General features: G+C 69.1%; 12 protein-coding genes. 5 read left to right on the forward strand and 7 right to left on the reverse strand.

The features are described from left to right. Positions 1-157: 157 nt before the first annotated feature. Positions 158-4,366: a YhdP family protein gene (locus AC1Q6P_RS11270; protein ID WP_492664867.1), complete on the reverse strand. Its 4,209-nt coding sequence runs from the start codon at positions 4,364-4,366 to the stop codon at positions 158-160. Between the two features lie 265 nt (positions 4,367-4,631). On the opposite strand from AC1Q6P_RS11270, the gene glnE reads away from it, so the two are divergent. The 4 genes from glnE (at position 4,632) to AC1Q6P_RS11290 (ending at position 11,310) form a co-directional block, all read left to right on the forward strand. Then, on the forward strand, positions 4,632-7,400 hold the full coding sequence (gene glnE, locus AC1Q6P_RS11275; RefSeq protein ID WP_492664866.1) for a bifunctional [glutamate--ammonia ligase]-adenylyl-L-tyrosine phosphorylase/[glutamate--ammonia-ligase] adenylyltransferase: 2,769 nt from the start codon (positions 4,632-4,634) through the stop codon (positions 7,398-7,400). After that, the gene (locus AC1Q6P_RS11280) at positions 7,397-8,005 is read left to right on the forward strand and encodes a rhomboid family protein (RefSeq protein WP_492664865.1); all 609 of its coding nucleotides are present in this window, start codon (positions 7,397-7,399) and stop codon (positions 8,003-8,005) included. The genes glnE and AC1Q6P_RS11280 overlap by 4 nt, the downstream gene beginning before the upstream one ends. A gap of 87 nt (positions 8,006-8,092) precedes the next feature. After that, complete coding sequence (locus AC1Q6P_RS11285) at positions 8,093-9,073, forward strand: DMT family transporter (protein WP_492664864.1); 981 nt, start codon at positions 8,093-8,095, stop codon at positions 9,071-9,073. Positions 9,074-9,342: 269 nt separating this feature from the next. Beyond that, complete coding sequence (locus AC1Q6P_RS11290) at positions 9,343-11,310, forward strand: methyl-accepting chemotaxis protein (RefSeq protein ID WP_492664863.1); 1,968 nt, start codon at positions 9,343-9,345, stop codon at positions 11,308-11,310. 14 nt (positions 11,311-11,324) lie between these two features. Here AC1Q6P_RS11290 and AC1Q6P_RS11295 read toward each other — a convergent pair whose 3' ends face one another. The 6 genes from AC1Q6P_RS11295 to AC1Q6P_RS11320 all read right to left on the reverse strand — a co-directional run bounded on the left by AC1Q6P_RS11295 (position 11,325) and on the right by AC1Q6P_RS11320 (position 18,280). Then, entirely contained in the window at positions 11,325-12,479 is a 1,155-nt protein-coding gene (locus tag AC1Q6P_RS11295) for a serine hydrolase domain-containing protein (protein WP_492664862.1), read from the reverse strand. A 27-nt stretch (positions 12,480-12,506) separates the two neighbouring features. Next, positions 12,507-14,027, reverse strand: coding sequence for an FAD-binding domain-containing protein (locus tag AC1Q6P_RS11300; RefSeq protein WP_492664861.1), 1,521 nt, complete (start codon positions 14,025-14,027; stop codon positions 12,507-12,509). Positions 14,028-14,130: 103 nt separating this feature from the next. Beyond that, the gene (locus tag AC1Q6P_RS11305) at positions 14,131-15,723 is read right to left on the reverse strand and encodes an AbgT family transporter (protein WP_492664860.1); all 1,593 of its coding nucleotides are present in this window, start codon (positions 15,721-15,723) and stop codon (positions 14,131-14,133) included. Between the two features lie 84 nt (positions 15,724-15,807). Next, positions 15,808-16,644: a GDSL-type esterase/lipase family protein gene (locus tag AC1Q6P_RS11310; protein ID WP_492664859.1), complete on the reverse strand. Its 837-nt coding sequence runs from the start codon at positions 16,642-16,644 to the stop codon at positions 15,808-15,810. Positions 16,645-16,757: 113 nt separating this feature from the next. Then, positions 16,758-17,042, reverse strand: coding sequence for a MoaD/ThiS family protein (locus AC1Q6P_RS11315; RefSeq protein WP_492664858.1), 285 nt, complete (start codon positions 17,040-17,042; stop codon positions 16,758-16,760). Further along, complete coding sequence (locus tag AC1Q6P_RS11320) at positions 17,039-18,280, reverse strand: WD40/YVTN/BNR-like repeat-containing protein (protein ID WP_492664857.1); 1,242 nt, start codon at positions 18,278-18,280, stop codon at positions 17,039-17,041. The genes AC1Q6P_RS11315 and AC1Q6P_RS11320 overlap by 4 nt, the downstream gene beginning before the upstream one ends. A 457-nt stretch (positions 18,281-18,737) precedes the next feature. On the opposite strand from AC1Q6P_RS11320, the gene AC1Q6P_RS11325 reads away from it, so the two are divergent. Further along, positions 18,738-19,172, forward strand: coding sequence for a VOC family protein (locus AC1Q6P_RS11325; RefSeq protein WP_492664856.1), 435 nt, complete (start codon positions 18,738-18,740; stop codon positions 19,170-19,172). Positions 19,173-19,331 lie beyond the last annotated feature (159 nt).

The raw sequence follows: 19,331 nt of genomic DNA on the forward strand, positions 1-19,331 counted from the left end.
AGGGAGTTTGGCGCCGCTGAGCCGCGAAGCGAGCAGCGAGGGAAGTCGGCTCGCAGAGCCGACCCGCGAACCATGAGTCCGGCGGCGGGACGAGACACCGCAGCGTGCGTGAGCAGATCGGCACGACGATGGTCCGCAATGTGCCGCTTACCGCCGCTCACGGCTGACGCTCCGTAGCGCTGGCGGGTTTCGATGCCTCCTCGGCCTTGTGCTCCACCTTCTCCACCTTGGGGTCCACCCAGCTGCCGGTGATGTGGAACTCGCGCGTGCTGGCCGCCGCCAGCGGGCGGCTGAGCAGCAGCTGGGCCAGGAAGGTGCCCAGGCCGATGGCCGGGTTGACGGCGGCATAGGCCAGCGAGGCACCGCCCGCGTTCAGCTCGGGTACCACCAACACGCGCAGGTTCTGCGTCTCGGCGGCCAGGTCGGCGCGCCCCTCCACCAGCACGGCCGCTTGCACACCGCGTGTGCGCAAATTCTGGCTGCTGGCCACGCCGCGCTCGATCTTCACATCACCCTGAATGCCGTCGAAGGTGAAGCCTTCCGAGAAGACATCGCGGAAATCGAACAGAAAGCGCCGCGGCAGCGACTGCAGGCTCAGCACCCCGAGCAGGCGGCCCACACCGGGCTCCACGGTCAGGAACTGGCCCGACTCCAGCGCCACATGCAGCTGGCCGCTCATGCTCGCGTAATCGGGCGAAAGCGGCGAACCGGCCCAGCCGATCTGGCCGGTCAGCTCACCGCGGCCGCCCCGCAAGACCCGACCCTGGCCCATGCGCTCGAGCAGGCTGCCCGCGTCCAGCAGCTCCAGCTTCCAGTCCAGCTCGCTGCGGCGCTGCGCCTGGCCGGGCTCGTTGATCCAGCGGCCTGTGCCGTTGAGCACGGCGTCGGCCGACTTGAGCTGCAGCTTGTTGAGATGCCAGTCGCGCTGCGGGCCGGTGGCGCGGGCCTGCACTTCCAGGCGGCCCAGATGCTTGTCGCGCAGCTCGAAGTCATCGACCACGATGTCCAGATCGGGCACGCTGCGGGTGTCGCTGCTGCTCGTGTCCGCCAGCGGCTTGCCGGCCAGCAGCTGGCTGACCGACTCCACCTCCTGCTTGGGCAGGGAGAGCCGCCCCAGGCGCGCAAACACCAGGCCGTTGCCGGCATTGCGATGCTCCACATAGCCGCTCAGCTGATCGGCATCGAGGCTGAAGCGCCAGCTGCGCAGATCGCCGCCGGGCAGGCGGCTGGCGCCCAGCACCAGGCGATTCAGGGTGCGGCCGGCCAGATGCAGGCTGCTGGCGCGCAGGGCGATCTGCTGGGGCAGATAGCTGAGCTCGGCACCCTCGGCCTCTGCCGAAGGGGTCACAACAGCAGCAGCGGCAGCAGCAGCCGTACCCGCCGCGCTGCTACTGCTCTGCCAACGGCCCAGGGTCTGGCGCCAGGCATCGAGATTGAGGCTGTCGAGATTGGCGTGCAGCTGCACGCCGCTGGCCGGCAGCGGCGGCAGATTGTCCTGCACGCTCAGGGCGCCGCGCAGCACCCGCGCCGGTTCCACCGTCAGGTCGCGCTGGTAGTGGGCCAGCACCGTGTTGCCCAGTTCCAGGCGCAGCTCATCGCGCGCCGACTGGCTGGCACCGGCGGCCAGCGGTGCAAGCACGGTCTGCACGCGCAGGGGCAGGATGCTGTCGGCCTCCTTGCGCAGCGGCGCCGGCAGGTCCAGGGCCAGGCCTTGCAAGTTGCTGCTGAGCAGGAACTCGGGCTGGCCGTGGCTGAGGCCCAGTTGAAGGCGATAGGCCGCCTGGCCGTTGGCGGCCTGGGCCAAGGGCGCCAGGGCGCTGAACTCGGGCGTGCGGCGCAAGGCCTCGGCCGTGGCCACGCCCTGGGCCACGAAACGCAGGCTGCCATCGGCCAGGCTGCCGCCCTCGATGGCGGCATCGCCGCCGGCCACGCGGGCCTGGGCGCCGACGATCCGGACGCTGGCCTGATCGAACTCGATGCGGCCGCGGGCATTGCCCAGCAGGGGCACGCCGGGGCGGATGCGCAGCTCGTTGCCGCCCAGCTGCACGGCGCCGCGCACCTTGCTATGGGCGATGTCATGCAGGGGCAGGCTGAGGTGCAGCTTGAGGGCGGCCGGGCCGCTGGCCGAGGTCTGGGCCAGCATGCCACTGGTCCAGCCATGGACCGGTGAGCTGCGCACATAACGCAGCAGCTCCTGGGCCGGGCCGCTGCCGCTGCCATCGATGTCCAGCACCTGGTCGTGCAAGAGGCTCTTGATCCCGCCGCTGATGCCATTCAGCTCGTAGCCGAACACCCGCGCCTGGCCGCGGCGGATCGCCATGCTGCCGCGCTCGAACACCAGCTCGGCATTGACGCGCTCGAGCGCCGGCCAGTTCAGGGCCTGGCCCGGCTCGGCCGGCACGTAGGCCAGATCGATGTCACGCGCCTGCGTGCTGATGCGGAACTGCCCCACGCGTTCGCTGCTCTCGAAGGGGAACTCGTGCAGCGGGCCGCGCACTTTGAAATTGATGGCGCGCGCCTCGCCGCCACGGATGGCTTCGCGCACATAGTGCAGCGCATGCTCGCCCACGGCCAGGGGCAGGTAGGCCACCACCCGGCGCGCGTCGATGCGCTCGATCTTGCCGTTCAGATCCATCCAGCCGAAAGGCTGGGTGTCTGAGCCGGCGCGCCAGACGGCGTCGAACTCGCCGCGCAGATCGGCATTGGCCAGTTGAAGGTCCTTGACGCGCAGCTCCAGGCGGTGGCCGGGCTTGGCGGCCGGGTCCAGGCGCCAATCGAGCCGGGCACTCAGGTGCTTGAAGGGCGGCAAGGGGTTCTGGAACACCCCGGGGACATCCAGCCGCCCGCCCTCGGCCAGGCTGAGCTTGGCCTGGCCGCCACGCTCGCTGGCCTCCAGCTGCAGGCGCAGGCCGTCGAAGCCGGGTCGGCCCACGGCTGCATGCGAGGCCGGATCGGCCGGTGGCAGCGCAGGCCGCGCCGCCATGCGCAAGCCGTCGAGCTGGGCCTTGATCTGGTAGCTGCGCGGCGCCTCCAGCGGGCCGTCCCAGCGCGCGTTCAGATCGCTCAGCACCCCTTGGGGCGCCAGATCGGCCAGGCGCACGCGCGCGGCCTCACCGACCGGCAGGCGTTGCAGCAGCTGGGCCAGCAAGGCCATGTCCAGGCGCTGCACCTGCAGATCACCCCCCAGCAGCGGCGGCAGCGCTACGGCCGAGGCGGAAGAGGAAGAGCCAGCTGCCCCCGCCGCCTTGGCCAGGCGCAGGCGCAAGCCCCAGTCCGAGCGCGGCCACACCGTGCCATCGCCGCTGACAAAGCCCAGCTGCTTGGCCTGCAGCGAGAGCTGCTGCGGCTCGTTGAGCAGTTGCAGCCGGCCTTCGATGCGGGCCAGGTCCAGGGGTTCAGCCTGCGGGTCCAGGCGCAGCTTGACCGAGCGCAGGCCCAGGTCCACGGTCACGCCCTGGGACTCGCCTTTTTTGTAATCCAGCCAGGCACGCAGGGCACCATCGCCCTCGCTGAGCTCGAAGGGCAGGTCCACATGGCGGCGCAGCTGGTGCAGGTCGGCGCGCGGCAGGTCGGCATAGAGCTGGCCGCTCCAGCTGCGCAGCTCGGAGGGACGCTTGAGCAGCTGCTGGCGGAACTGGCCCTGCAGGCTGAAGCGCTGGCCCCACTCGGGCGGCGGGCTGGCATCGAGGCGGAAGCCATGCTCGCGCAAGCCATTGCGCATGACCAGGTTCAGATCGGACAGCTCCAGCGGCGGCGCGGCGCGGCGCTCGTCCACCCAACGGATGCGGCCCTGGAGGATGACGAACTCATGCTGGCTCAGCAGCCAGTCGGCCCAGGCCTCGGCCATATCGGCCGTCTGCACCTGGGGCGCGGCATCGACGTTGAGGCCGGCGACAAAGATATGGCCCTGGCGGTCGCGGCGGATCTCCAGCTGCGGCGCATCGATCAGCAGCTGCTCGAAGCGCAGCTGCCAGGCCAGCACCGAGCGGGCCGACAAGGCGGCGGCCACCCGCGGCAGGCGCAGGGCTTCGCGGCCTTGCGGGTCGAGCAGGCGCACATCGCGCAGCTCCAGGGCCGGCACCCAGCCACCCGAGGTGACAGTGATGCTGCCGATGCGCAGCGGCACGCCCAGGGCGGACGAGGCGCGCTGCTCCAGCTGCGGGCGCCAGTCGTCGATGCGCGGTAGCACCAACCAGTGCAGGGCCAGCCAGGCCAGCAAGACCAGGCCCCAGGCCAGCAGCAGCAAGCCCAGCAGCCAGCGCCCGCCCACACGCAGCCAGCGCAAAGGGCGACGCCAGCCGATCAAGCCGGAGGGGCCTGAGGCGGGGCTGAGGGCGGCAGCGGGGTCTCGGCTGAGCTCGGGCATGAAGAAGGTGAATGGCGGCTCAGCGGTACGGCAAAGCGTTGAACGTGGCGGTCAGCAAAAAACACAGCAGAAAGCGAGGCTCAAACAGCCCGCACGCAGCAAGCCCCAGCAGGGTGCCCGCTCGCGCTGGCATGACTTTAAGCGCTTGCTTTCCGCGGGCTTTGAAGTTTCTGCATACTTCAGCCCTTCTCGCCTGCGGAACGCCTGCCCTGGCTCCGCCGAATCTAGCACAGCACTCTTTCGCTCCTTTCTGCCGTCTCCGCCCATGACCGAGCCTCAAACCGACCTGGTGGCAGCGCCTTCCGCCCGCGCCGAACACAGCCGCTTTGTGCAACGCGTGCGGCGCCGTTACGAGAAAGAGCTGCCCCTGCTGCCCGCCGGCCTGCCCTCGCGCGCAGCCATGCAGACCCTGGTCGAGGCGCTGCAGGCCCAGGGCCGCAGCCTGGCCAGCGCCCTGCGGGTGGCGCGCCATCTGGTGCTGGAGCGCCTGGCGGTGTTCGATATCGAGCAAGGCGCGGCCATGCACGAGATCACCGAGGCCATGACCCACCTGGCCGAGGTCAGCCTCTGCCTGGCCCTGGCCGCCGCCCGCGCCGAGCAGGACCTGGTGGCCGGCGCGCCGCGCAACGAAGCCGGCGAGGTGATCGATTTCTGGGTGCTGGGCATGGGCAAGCTGGGCGCCCGCGAGCTCAATGTCTCCTCCGACATCGACCTGATCTACGTCTACGAAGACGAAGGTCAGACCGACGGCCCACGCCCGGTCTCGGCCCACGAATACTTTGCCGGCGTGGCCAAGAAGCTCTACGCCCTGATCGGCGAGGTGACGGACGACGGCCAGGTCTTCCGCGTCGACCTGGCCCTGCGGCCCAATGGCAACTCAGGCCCGGCGGCCGTCAGCATGGCCATGCTGGAAGAGTATTTCCTGGTGCAAGGGCGCGAATGGGAGCGCTTCGCCTGGCTGAAGAGCCGCGTCGTGGCGCCGCTGGAATCGGTGCAGAACGGCCGCGCCCTGGCCCTGCGCTCGCTGGTGACGCCGTTTGTCTACCGCCGTTATCTCGATTACGGCGTGTTCGAAGGCCTGCGGCAACTGCACCGCAAGATCCGCGACGAGGCGCAGCGCCGCGCCGTCGGCCGGCCCGAGCGGGCCAACGATGTGAAGCTCTCGCGCGGCGGCATTCGCGAGATCGAGTTCATCGTCCAGCTGCTGCAGGTGGTGCGCGGCGGGCATTTCCCCGAGATCCGCACCCGCTCCACCGTCAAGGCCTTGAGCCGGCTGGCCAGCCTGGGCCTGATGAAGCCGGACACGGCCGAAAAGCTCAGCGAGTGCTACGAGTTCCTGCGCCGCGTCGAGCACCGCATCCAGTTCCTGGACGACCAGCAAACCCATTGCCTGCCCTCGGCCGACGAAGACCTGCTCTGGATCGCCCACAGCCTGGGCATGGTGTGCAGGCCCGAAGGATGCGAACTCTTGGAACAGCTGTGCGAGGTGCGCGAGACCGTCGCCAACGAATTCGACGCCCTGCTGCACGACAGCCAGGCCCCCGGCCCCTCCAGCGGCCCCAAGGGCTGCCGCAGCTGCAACGGCCCGGCCCTGCCGGTCGACGCCGAGGAATTCCTGGCCAAGCTGCAGCCCGAGCTGGCCACGGCCGTGCGCCGCTGGGCCAGCCAGCCGCGGGTGCAGAACCTGCGCGAAGACTCACGCCTGCGCCTGGCCAAGCTGGTCGGCCGCGCCGCCATGGCGGTGCGTGACGAGGGCTGCAGCCTGGACGCCGCCCTGCGCTTTGTCGATTGGATGGAGCCGCTGCTGCGGCGCGAGAGCTATCTGGCCCTGCTGGTCGAGCGCCCCTCCGTGCAGACCCGGCTGCTGCGCCTGCTGGGCCTGGCGCGCTGGCCCATGCGCTATCTGATGCAGCACCCGGGCGTGATCGACGAGCTGGCCGACAACCGCCTGCTCAGCGAACGCTTCGATGGCCCCGGCTTCCTCAGCGATCTGCAGGCCCGCCACGAGGCCTGGGAGCGCAGCGGCGAGGCCCATGAAGAAGCCCTGCTCGACACCTTGCGCCGCGCCCACCATGCCGAGGTCTTCCGCACCCTGGTGCGTGACATCGAAGGCCAGATCACGGTCGAGCAGGCCGCCGACGAACTCTCGGCCCTGGCGGACGCGGTGCTGCAGTGCACGATAGCCTGGACCTGGGCCCGCCTCAAGCAGGCCCACCGGCCCCAGCCCCGCTTCGCCGTCATCGCCTACGGCAAGCTCGGCGGCAAGGAGCTGGGCTATGGCGGCGACCTGGATGTGGTCTTCCTCTTCGACGACGAAGACGAGGCCGACAAGGACCTGGTGCCCGAGGTCTACGGCGCCTTTGTGCGCAAGCTCATCACCTGGCTGACGGTGCGCACCGCCGCCGGCGAGCTCTTCGACATCGACACCGCCCTGCGGCCCAATGGCAACTCGGGCATGTTGGTCACCTCGCTGGCCTCGTTCGAGAAATACCAGACCGGCCGCGGCAGCAACACCGCCTGGACCTGGGAACACCAGGCCATCACCCGCGCCCGCTTCTGCGCTGGTGACGCCAGCCTGGCGGCCCGTTTCGAGGCCGTGCGCAGCCATGTGCTGACGGCGCCGCGTGACCACGCCGCCCTGCGCGAGGAAGTGAAGGCCATGCGCGAAAAGGTGCGCGCGGCCAAGCCGGTGCGCGCCGGTTGGTACGACCTCAAGCACAGCGCCGACGGCATGATGGATGCCGAATTCGCGCTGCAATACCTGGTGCTGGCCCATTCCGGCGCTCACCCCGAGCTGATCCCCAACCTCGGCGTCATCGCCCTGCTGCAGCGGGCCGAAGCGGCCGGATTGCTGCCGGCCGGCGTGGGCCGCGCCGCGGCCGATGCCTACCGTGAACTGCGCCGCGCCCAGCACCGCGCCCGCTTGGACGAGCAAGCCACCACCTTTGACGAGGCGCGCCTGGACGAGCTGGGGCTGCGCGCCCAGCGCGATGCCATCCAGGCGCTCTGGCGCGCCGTCTTCGAGGCCGCTTGAACTCGGCGTTCGCACAGGCCCGCGCCTGGCTGGGCCTGTGCGCCCTGCTGGCGGCCGGCGGCCTGCTGGCCGGCGCCCTGCCCAGCGCCGTGCTCGACTGGCAGCCCGGCCTGGCCGCGAGCGAGCCCTGGCGCGCCTGGAGCGCGGCTTGGGTGCACTGGAGTCTGCTGCACCTGGGCGCCAATCTGGCCGGCTGCGCCGTGCTCGGCGCCCTGGGCCTGAGTGCCCGCCTCGGGCCGATCTGGACCCTGGCATGGTTCGCCGCCTGGCCGCTGACCCAGTGGGGGCTGCTGCTACTGCCCACCTCGGCCGGCCCCTTGCATCATTTCGGCGGCCTCTCGGGCGTGCTGCACGCCGGCGTGGCCGTGGCCACCGTCGCCTTGCTGCAGCGCCCAGGCCGTGATCGCCACATCGGCCTGGCCATCGCCGCCGGCCTGATTGCCAAGCTCTGGCTCGAACAGGCCTGGACCGGCCCGGCCATGCGCGAGGTGGCCGGCTGGGACATCGCCGTGGTGCCGTTTTCGCATTTCAGCGGGTCGGTGGCGGGGGGCTTGTGTGGGCTGGTGGCTGGGTGGCGGAGTCGGGGTGAACAGGTGAACAAGTGAACGGGTGAAGCAATACCTCGCCCTCCACCGCTCACCACGCCGCATTCACCCATTCACCCATTCACCCATTCACCCACTCCCCCCCACATGCCCCGCCACACCCACCTCGACCCGCGCGCCATCGTCCTGCTGCTGATCTGCTGCGTCATGTGGGGCCTGAACCAGGTGGCGGTCAAGGCGGCGATGAGCGAGATGGGGCCGCTCTGGCAGGCGGGACTGCGCTCGCTGGTGGCGGCGGGGCTGGTAGCGCTGTGGGCGAAGTGGCGCGGCATCGCCCTGTTCCAGCGCGATGGCACGCTGCGCGGCGGCCTGCTGGCCGGCGCCTTGTTCGGGCTGGAGTTCGCCTGCATCTTCATCGGCCTGCAGTACACCAGCGCCTCGCGCATGGTCGTCTTCATCTACCTGAGCCCTTTTGTCGTGGCCCTGGGCATGCCCTTCATCTCGGCCAGCGAGCGCCTGGCGCCGCGCCAGATCGCCGGCCTGGTGATGGCCTTCGCGGCGGTGGCCTGGGCCTTCTCGGAAGGTTTCCATCAAGCAGAGGCCAGCCGCCCCTTGCAATGGCTGGGTGACAGCCTGGGCGTGCTGGCGGCCCTGCTCTGGGGCGGCACCACCCTGGCCATCCGCGGCAGTCGCCTGTCCAGCGCCAGCGCCGAGAAAACCCTGCTCTACCAGCTGGGCATCTCCGGACTGGGCCTGAGCCTGGCGGCGCTCTGGGTCGGCGAGCCGCTGCCGGCCGAATGGACGTTGCGCCTGAGCGGCCTGTTTTTCTTCCAGGCGGTGATCGTCAGCTTTGCCAGCTACCTGCTCTGGTTCTGGATGATCCGCCACTACCCGGCCACGCGCCTGGCCAGCTTCACCCTGGCCACGCCGCTGTTCGGCCTGCTGGCCGGCGCCGCCCTGCTGGATGAGGCGATCAGCCCACGCCTGGGCCTGGCCTTGCTGGCCCTGGCGGTGGGCGTGGCCGTGGTGAACCGCAAGCCCGAACCGGCACCGAACGAGGAAGAAGCCGGTGATTCCCGTGGCGTGGCGCCCACAGGTGCTGCCACGGGCAAGCCCGGAGATCGGTAGTTTTTCCGCCCCGTCTTGCGTTCAAGGCCTGCGGGCTCCCTGCCGATACTGCTTATTGCAATCCATTGCAATACCATGCAGGGACGCACCCGATTCCGCCCGTCAGACGCCTGGAGGCGCAGACGGCGCTCGGTCGAGGCACCACGGCAGACGCGCTGCGCCCGCTGTGGCCTGACCGGTTCTGGTCCGCGCTGCGCCGAACGATCGGCAGACGGACAGATACCCCGACCTTCACCTACTGCCCCCCCCCCAACTGACGAGTCGCCGCCATGCGCCTATCACCGCATTCCGCACCGGTATCCAGCACCCCAGCCTGGGCCCGCCCCGGCGTGAACTGGTTCCGCCAGATGATGTTTCCGGCCAAAGCAGCTGTCATTTTGGTGCTGCTGGTGCTGCCCATGCTGGTGACCCTGGGCGTGCTGATCTCTGACCGCCATGCCGCCTGGCAAGCCACCGAATCGGAACGTGTCGGCGTGGCCACCATCCAGGCCATCCTGCCGGCCATGGATGCCACCCAGCAGTTGCGCCGCGGTCTGGTGGACCGGGCCCAGGGGGTGGAGCGCGGCGACCTGCCGGCCTTGCAGGACAAGTTCAAGAAGGCTTTTGAGCTGCTGCACAAGGAGGCCAAACCGCGCCTAGACAGCTTTGCCGACACCGGCGACGAGCACTGGAAGCCCTTGATGACCGCTTACGAAGCTGCCAGCCGTCAGGCCGGCACTGGCTTGAGCGCCGCCGAGGTGCGCAAGCCCTACGTCGAGATGAGCGCCCAGCTTGCCGAATTGGTCAAGCATGTTGGTGATGCCAGCGGTCTGGCCCTGGATCCGGACGGTGACACCTACTACCTGATGCTGGCGTCAACCGTGGCCTTGCCCCAACTGCTGGAAAACTTGGGCCTGAGTCGCGGCGCCTTGGTCAGCCATATCAAGGATCCCAGAAACAGCAGCCTGGCCGAGGCGGCCGCACGTGTGGCAGTGGACAAGGAGCTGCTGCGCAATGTGGAGGAAGACCTGAACCACGCGAATGAGTTCAACTCAGAGCTGAAGAGGCTCCGTTTCGAAGAACGCATGGCCAGCGCCAAGGCTTTGATTGAACGCCACGAGGCCTTGCTGCGACAAGACGACCTCAGCGGTGTAAAAACCGCGGACATCGTCGAACAGATCCGCAACACCCTCCAGGACCTGGTCGCCCTGCAGCGCAGCATGGCCGAACAGCTGGATCGCCTGCTGGCCGCACGCCAGGACCGCCTGCTGCAGCGCACCGTGTTCGGCAGCAGCCTGGCCCTGGCCCTGCTGGCCGCCGGCTTGTACTTCTTCTACTGCTTCTACCGGGTGATGAACTCGGGCATCCGCACCCTGATGCAGCGCATGCACGCCATGGCCGGCGGCGACCTGACCGACACCCTCACCCCCAAGGGCAAGGACGAAACCGCCCTGCTGATGGGCGCCCTGGCCGAGATGCAGCTGGCCCTGCGCAGCACCGTGCGCGAGGTGCGCGAGGCGGCCGATGTGATCAAGCTCTCGGCCGAGGAAGTGGCCACCGGCAGCATGGACCTGTCGCAGCGCACCGAGCAGGCGGCCGCCAATCTGGAGGAAACCGCCTCGGCCATGGAGCAGATCAGCTCCACCGTGACGCAGACGACGGAGGGCTCCTCGCAAGCCGCCGGCGTGGCCAGCCAGAACGTCAAACTGGCCGATCAGGGCGGGCAGGTGATCGAGCAGGTGGTCAACACCATGTCCGAGATCCAGGACTCCAGCCGCCGCATCGGCGAGATCATCGGCGTGATCGACAGCATCGCCTTCCAGACCAATATCCTGGCCCTGAACGCTGCCGTGGAAGCCGCCCGGGCCGGCGAACAAGGCCGCGGCTTTGCCGTGGTGGCCAGCGAGGTGCGGGCCCTGGCCCAGCGCAGCGCTGAAGCCGCGCGCGAGATCAAGCAGCTGATCGTGGCCAGCGGCGAACGGGTGGAGCTGGGCAACCGCATCGTCAGCGAGGCCGGCACCACCATGCGCGCCATCGTCGAAAGCACCAGCAAGGTGGGCAGCCTGCTGCAAGGCATCTCCAGCGGTGCCCGTGAACAGGCCCTGGGCATCGAGCAGGTCGGCAAAGCCATCCACGAGCTGGACCAGATGACGCAGCAGAACGCCGCCCTGGTCGAGGAAACCGCCGCGGCCTCCAGCGGCATGCGCCAGCAGGCGGAGCAACTGGCCCGCGCGGTGGACGCCTTCAAGCTGCCCTGAGCCCGCCCCCCACACTAAGGCGAGGTCGCCGGTGCTGGCGATGGCGGCGGCGCCCGCCGCGCCGCATGCATCAGCCGGATCACCTGCACCAGATCGCGCGGCTTGAAGCGGCTGCCGGCCTCGGTGTCCACCCGGTGCACCATGACCAGGCGCTGCAGCGGATAGACCCCCAGCATGTGCACATCGACGCCGGTGTGGAAGAAGGCCGGCGGGTCCTCGGGCCGGGCCGGCAACAGCACATCCCAGAGCCGGCCGTAGGCCAGGCCCCATTGCGGCTGCACCACCGACACGGGCTGGGTGCTTTGCTCGATCCAGTCGCGTGGCAACAGTTGCTGGCCACGCCAAGCGCCGCCTTGCAGATAGAGCTGGCCGTAGAGGGCCAGGTCATGCGCACTGAGCCGGAAGTGCTGGGCGGGGTAGCGCGAGCGCGAGGGCTCCTGCTGCACAAAGCCATCCAGCCTGGCCAGCCATGCCGCATCGGGCTCCGGGTCGCCCTCGCTCCAGCGGCCGATGCGGGCCTGCCAGTCCAGCATGCCCAGGGGCTTGGCAATGTCGCGATCAAACGCCTCGAACACCGGCCCGCAAGCACGCTCCAGCACGGCGGCCGCGGCGTTGAAATCCCAGTTGTTGTAGTGCCAGTACGCGCCCGGCGCATGGCTGCCACGCGGCGGCTTGGCGGCCTGCATGGCGGCGCTCTCGGCTGCGGCCGGGTGGTAGATGCCCGAGCGCGACTGCAGCAGCTGCAGCACGGTGGCGCGGCGCTCCTCGGCCGTGAGCGCAGGCGCGTTGTCGTCGATGCCCAGCTCGGCCAGCGTGGCCTCCAGCCGCAGCCGGCCCCGCGCCACGCATTGCCCGACCAGGGCGTTCAACACCGCCTTGCGCATGGAGTGCAGCAGCAAGGGCTTGCGCACATCGCCCCACTCGAAGAACACCCGGCCCTCGTGCAGCAAGAGCATCGATTGCGAGCCGGCCTGGGCCAGAAAGTCAGCCAGCGCCTGCAGGCGCGCGGCGTCGTAGCCGGCTTCGGCCGCGCTGATGCGCTCGAAGCGATCGGGGGCGGCAGCCGCCTGCGCCGCCGGTGAGTTCAACACGAGCAGCAGCCAGCCAAACGCCAGGATTCCACGGCGCAGGGAGGAAGCAAGCGAGGGCAGGTCCAGGCGGCAGCACATGGCCGCAGTCTCGCACGGGCCGATCGCTCAGAACAGGCTTTGCTGCGCCTGCTCGGCGGCCGACGGCGCTTCTCGCCGGGCCGAGGCCTTGCGGGGCCGCGCTGTCGACGGCAGGCCGCTCTTGCGCGAACCATGCTTGTCCTGGATGCGCTCGGCCTCGGCCTGCGCCTCGGGGCTGCGGCGCTGGCCGTAGAGCGCCTCCTTGGCGCGGGCCAGGGCGGCGCGCTCGTCGACGATGGGCGCCGGGTAGGCCGCCGTGCCCAGCTCGGGCAGCCAGCGGCGCTGGTACTCGCCCAGCGGGTCGTGCTCGCGCGCCTGCTTGGCGGGCGAGTAGATGCGCAAGGTGTTGATGCCGGTGGTGCCCGATTGCATCTGCATCTGGCTCCAGTGGATGCCGGGCTCGAAATCCAGGAACTGCCGCGCCAGGAACAGGCCGGGCTCGCGCCAGTGCAACCACAGGTGATAGGCCGCAAAGCTGACCAGCATGGCCCGCATGCGGAAGTTCAGCCAGCCGGTGGCACGCAGCTGGCGCATGCAGGCGTCCACCATGGGATAACCCGTCCGCCCCTCACACCAGGCCTCGAAGCGCTCGCGGTCTGCGCCCTCCAACGGCGCACTCTCCCCGGGGCGCAGGCCATCGACGGCACGTGCCAGATTGCGCCACTCCAGGGCCGGCTCGTCCTCCAGCTTCTGCATGAAATGGCAATGCCAGCGCAGCCGGCTGGAGAAGCCGCGCAAGCCGTAGGCCAGGCTGCGATTCTCCGTGCTGGCGATGCGGCGCTCGGTGGCCTGGTGCACCAGGCGCATGGAAATGGTGCCGAAGGCCAGGTGGGCGCTGAGCCGGCTGCAGCCCTCGGGCGCGGTGAGCGGGCTGGACAGGGCGCTGCGGTAGTCGCGCCCCCGGCCATCGAGAAAGCTGCCCAGGGTCTGCCAGGCGGCACGCTCGCCGGGCGGCGTGGCCGGCACGGCGCTCGGTGTGAAGCCCAGGTCCTGCAGCCGGGGCAGTGGCGCATGCGGCTGATGGAGCCAGGGCTTGAAGCCCAGGGGCCGCGGCAGCGGCGCCGCATCCATGCGCTGGGCCCAGAGCGCGGCCCAGCCGCTGCGCGACTTCAGGCGCCGCACCACCCCGGTCTGCGGCCACTCCTGCCAGGCCACGCCGCGGGTGCGGCACCAGCGGGCGACCTCGATGTCACGAACATAAGTCCAGCCCGTGCCGGTTTCCTCGTGGCTGAGCAGATGGCTGAAACCCAGCTCCTGGCGCAGCTGCTCCAGCACCGCCACGGCCGAGCCCACGCGCACGATCAGAGGCAGGCCGACGCGGGCCAGGTCTTGCTGCAGCGCCTCGGCACAGGCCAGCAGGAACTCCACATGCCGGGCCTCGCACTCGGGGCTCTGCAGCCACTCGGGCTCGATCAGTAGCAGGGCCGCCGCGCGCTCGAACTGCGTGGCTTCCACCAGCGGCGCATGGTCGCGCAAGCGCAGGTCGCGCTTGAACCAGACCAGGGCGGTGGGGGTGGAGGGGTGGGTGGATGCGGTCGGGGGCCTCATGCGGGGCTGCGGGAGCGGCCTTCATGCCACCCCCACAGCGCCCCGCAGACTAGCGCGAAAGCCAAGGCCTCGCGGGCCGGCGGGGCTTGCGCGGCGCCTGACTTCAAGGCACAGGGTAGGCGTAGCTGGCGCCCACACCCAGGGGGAAGCCCAGGGCCCAGAAGCCCAGCAGGAAAGCCGTCCAGCCGACCAGCAGGGCCAGCGAATAGGGCAGCATCAGCGCGATCAGCGTGCCGATGCCGGCGCCCTTCACATACTTCTGGCAGAACACCACGATCAAGGGGAAGTAAGGCATCAGGGGCGTGATGATGTTGGTGGAGCTGTCACCGACACGGTAGGCCGCTTGGGTCAGGTCGGGCGAGATGCCCAGCTGCATCAGCATCGGCACCATGATGGCGCCGATCAGCGCCCATTTGGCCGAGGCCGAACCGATCAGCAGATTGACCACGCTGGTCAGCAAGACCATGCCAATCAGGGTCACGCCCGTGGGGAAGGCCATGTCCTTGAGCCAGCTGGCACCCTTGATGGCCAGCAAGGCCCCCAGGTTCGACTGACCAAAGGCGTAGATGAACTGCGCGCAGAAGAAGGCCATGACGATGTAGTAGCCCATGCCGCTCATGGCCTTGCTCATGCCTTTGACGATGTCGGCATGGCTCTGAATACTGCCCGAGGCATAGCCGTAGACCACGCCCGGGATCAGGAAGAACACAAAGATCAGCGCGACGATGGACTTCATCAGCGGGGCCGCGGCCGCCGCCAGCTCGCCCGCCGGGCTGCGCCAGGCGGAATCCGCCGGCAGCACCGCCGCCACGAACAGGCCCGCGGCCACCAAGGTGGCCAAGCCAGCCATCAGCAGACCGAGCTTTTCCTTGGCGCTCAGGGGCTCGATCTTGGGCAGCTCGGCCGGGTCACCGTCCACCGCCGTGCTCTTGCGCAGGCGCGGCTCGATCAGCAGATCGGTCACCGCCCAGCCCAGCAGCACGATCATCAGGGCCGAGGCGGAGGTGAAGTAGAAGTTGTTGAGCGGGTTGATGACGATGGCCGCCGCGCCCGGGTCGGCCGACAGACGGGCCGCCACCTGGGTCAGGCCGGCGAGCAAGGGGTCCAGGCTGGACGGGATGAAAAAGGTGGCCGAGAAGCCACCCGACACCCCGGCAAAGGCCGCCGAAATACCGGCCAGGGGGTGGCGCCCGGCGGCATAGAACATCACCGCGCCGAGCGGGATGACCAGCACATAACCCGCATCCACCGCGACATGGCTGAGGATGCCCACCGCGATCAGCACCGGCGTCAGCAAGGCGCGTGCAGTGACGGCCAGGATGGCCCGCAAGCCGGCGTTGATGAAGCCGGTGTGCTCCGCCACACCCAGGCCCAGCATGGCCACCAGCACCACACCCAGCGGCGCGAAGCCGGTGAAGTTGGTGACCAGGCCCGAGGCAAAGGCGGCCAGGGCGGCACCCGAGAGCAGGTTCTTGATGGCGATGGGCTGCTGGCTGCGCGGGTCGATGTCGGTGAACTGCATGCTCGACATCCACCAGGACAGCAGCCAGACCAGCACCATCAGCAAGGCAAACAGAATGGCCGGATCGGGCAGCTTGTTGCCCAGACGCTCGACGGCATTGAGCGCGCGCGCCAGCGGCGACAAGGGAGGGTTGGCCGCAGTCGTGGGCGCTGCGGGCGGCGTGGGTGAGGTCATGATGTGGGGGGGGTCAAAGCCCTTGAGGTTCAAGACAAAAGGTCTGCCGGCCCGGCCAATCCGCCGGGCTGCAGTCGGCGGCGATCATGCCAGCAGATCGGCCCAGACGACCGCCTGTTTTTTCCAGCCGCGCGCATTGGGGTGGATCTCGTTCTTCCAATCGCCGCTGCTGCCGGTGCTGCCCGGCGCCGCAGGCTGCAGCAAACCCGTGGTGGGCACGGCCGTCACGCCCGCATGCGTCTGTGCCCAGCCCTGCACCACCGACTGAATGTCCTGGAACAAGCCACGGGTGAGCGTGGGCCAGAGCGTGGGGTCGATCTGGTTTTTTACATAGGCCTGGTAGAGCCAAGGCCCGATCACGCCCTCCAGCGCGGGCGCATTGCGTGCGGTGGGGGTGTCGTAGCCGTTCAGGAACATCGGCGTGTCGGCATTAAGCGGGCTTTCGCGCAGGGCCTGCACCATGGCGCTGAAATTGACGTCCAGGTAATGCCGCAGCAGGCTCAAGGCCTCAGGGCGCACGCAGGCATAGCCATCGCTGGGCAAGGGCTGGCCGGCCATATTGCGCAGCAAGCCCTTGCCCGGATTGGGGTCGCGTGCGGCGTCGATGAAGTCATTGCCCCCGGCGCTGAAGAGCACGCCGTCAAAACGCTGCTGGCGCAGCCACCAGACGTAATCGCTCTGCATGGTCTGCTCGATGCGCTGCAGGGTCTGGCCCGAGGTGGAGATGTTGATGATCAGACAGCTCTGATCGCGCCGATTGAACTCTTGCACCAGGTAGTAGGGCAGCGAGCCCTGGGCCAAGGCGCTGGCGTCCATCCAGGAATCACCCTCGGCCAGGTACGTGCGTTGAAAAGGGCCTTTGCGATCGACGCGCTCGGGGTGGGCCAGGTACTGCGCGCCGCTGATGAGAACGGAACTCATGGATACGCCTCCTCGTCGGGCCGCAGGGGCCCTGTTTGTTCGGAGCGCACAGCCTCCAGCAAGCGCCATGGCGGCGCCAGACGGGCTTTCCCGAGGTCGGCTCAGCAGCGCCCTCAGCCGCCGCTGAGCGCCAGCACCACGGCCACGAGATCCTCGGCCGCGAGAGCGTGCTGCAGATCGCGCACGCCCAGGCCGTTGACGAAGATGCGCATATTGGCGCGCAGCAGCCCCTGCTCATCCACCACCCGAAAGCGCAGGCCCGGGTGGCGCCGATCGAGCGCATCGAAAAGCGAGTCCAGCGTGCACACGCCCTGAGCGTTCAGCGCCTCGGCCTGCGGCAGCTCGAACTGCAGCTGCGGCGCATAACTGCGCAGGGCACCGGGCAGCATGAGCCTCATGCCGGATCGTCCAGCTCGGCCACCTCGACGGCGTAGATCTCGGGCAGATGGCGGGCGATGTTCTGCCACTTCGCGCCCTCATCGCGGCCGATCCAGAGCTCGCCCCCGGTGGTGCCGAGGTAAAGCGCCGGTTTGGCCTGCGCATCCACCGTCATGGCCTGGCGCTTGATGGTCCACCAGGCCTGGCTCTCGGGCAGGCCTTCATCCAGGCGCTGCCAGGTCTTGCCGGCGTTGCGGGTGATGTAGGCGGCGGGCTGGCCGCCCGGGGCGGTGCGCGGCCAGACGTCTTGCCCGTCCATGGGAAAGACCCAGGCCGTGTCCGGGTCGCGCGGGTGCACCACCATGGGAAAGCCGATATCGCCCACGCGCTTGGGCATCTTGCGGCCGATGCGCTGCCAGACATCGTCCTCGGCCCGGCCTGTGCGGTCCAGGCGGTAGATGCCGCAGTGGTTCTGCTGGTAGAGCCGATCCGGCTGCGTGGGGCAGATGCGCAGGCAATGCGGGTCGTGGAAGGTGATGGTGTTGGGGTCGAAGCCGCCGACCACCTCCATGCCCTGGATCAGAGGGCTCCAGCTGGCGCCGCCGTCGCGCGACTCATGCACGCCGCCGCCCGACATGCCGAAATAGAGATGCTGCGGATCGCGCGGATCGACGATCACCGAATGCAGCTTGGGGCCGTCCGGCGTGCCGTCCTGGGCCGAGCCCATCCATTCGCGGAACTGCGCGCTGTCGTTGACCGCGGGCAGGGGCTGCCAGCGCTCTCCACCATCGTCCGAGCGGAACAGGCCTTGCGGCGAGGTGCCCACGTACCAAGTTCCCGGCTCGCTGGCATGGCCCGGCGTCAGCCAGAAGCTGTGGTCCACCGAGCGGGCGGGCAGCGTGCTGCCGGCCGACGGCGCGGCAAAAGCCGGCGGCTGGGTCGCCTCCTTCCAGCTGCGCCCCAGATTGCTGGAGCGAAAAATCGTCGGGCCCAGATGCCCGGTCTTGGCCGCGGCCAGCAAGGTGCGGCCATCGCGCGGGTCCAGCACCAGATGGCTGATGGTGTGGCCCAGGAAATGCGGGCCGTCCACCGTCCAGCTGCGGCGCTTGGCATCGCTGTGGAACAGCCAGGCGCCCTTGCGCGTGGCCACCAGCACGACGATGCGACGCGCGGGGCGGCTGGATGCCGACCGACTGGGGGCCGACCGAGTGGAGGCCGGGCGGGATGCGGGGGCGCGGACGGTGCGGCTGGGGCTCATGATGGGGTCTCCTTGGCTCTGGGTGGCTTTGCGATGAATGGGGCGCGGCAGGCCGAGCAACTGAGCGGCCGACACCGCGGCGTACTGAATGGAATGAACAACAAACACGACGAACGAGGGCGGCTTTCTTCGACAGGCCTCACACAAAAAGATCAAGGCCAAGGTCGCGCCAACGGCCTCCCCTCGCGTCCACTGCCCGATTCTGTGCGCCGCCCGCCTTCGCCGTCATGCGCGTTTGTGCCAGGGCAGCACCAGGCCGAAGCGCGGAGACTCGGGCCCGCCTACGCAGAGTTGATGAGCAGCAATCCAATGACGCGGCAGCGTCTTGTCGATTTCCCCCACCCCGCTTCGTCGTCTGAGTTCACCAGCCCCTCACCTGTTCACCTGTTCACCTGTTCACCTGTTCACTTGTTCACTTTTTCACCTGCTCACCCCTTCACCCACGGAGCCCCTCCCCATGAGCCCGCACCTCAAACAGATCTTCATCAGCCTGCCGGTCCAGAACCTGCCCGCCTCGATCGCCTTCTACCAAGCCCTGGGCTTCGAGCTGAACCCGCAGTTCAGCGATGCCGAAGGCGCTTGCATGGTCTGGAGCGAGACCATCCACACCATGCTGCTCAGCCACAGCAAATGGCGCAGCTTCACCGAGCTGCCCCTGCCACCCGCCGGCACTGCCGGCCACATGCTCAACCTCTCGCTGGCCAGCCGCGAGGCGGTGGACACCATGAACGAAGTGGCCCGCACCCAGGGCGGCCGCGCCGATGTGAACCCGGTACAGGATCTGGGCTTCATGTACGCCCGCGACCTGGCGGATCCGGACGGGCATTTGTGGGGGGTATTTTGGATGAGCCCGGAGGCCGCGGCAGCGGCGGCAGCGGAGAACAGCGCCTGAAACCGCGCGCAGCTGGGCCAGCAGCCAAGCGGCGAATTGAGCACAAGCGAAGCACCTCCGCATCGCGGAGCCATCCGCATGATGGGCCCTGCTTGCCACAGCACCGACATCAAGTGATGTGAGCATCGCCAGTGCCACGGGCCTGGATGCATGCCCACC

This window comes from Roseateles sp. GW835-FHT13E02 (assembly GCF_058794035.1).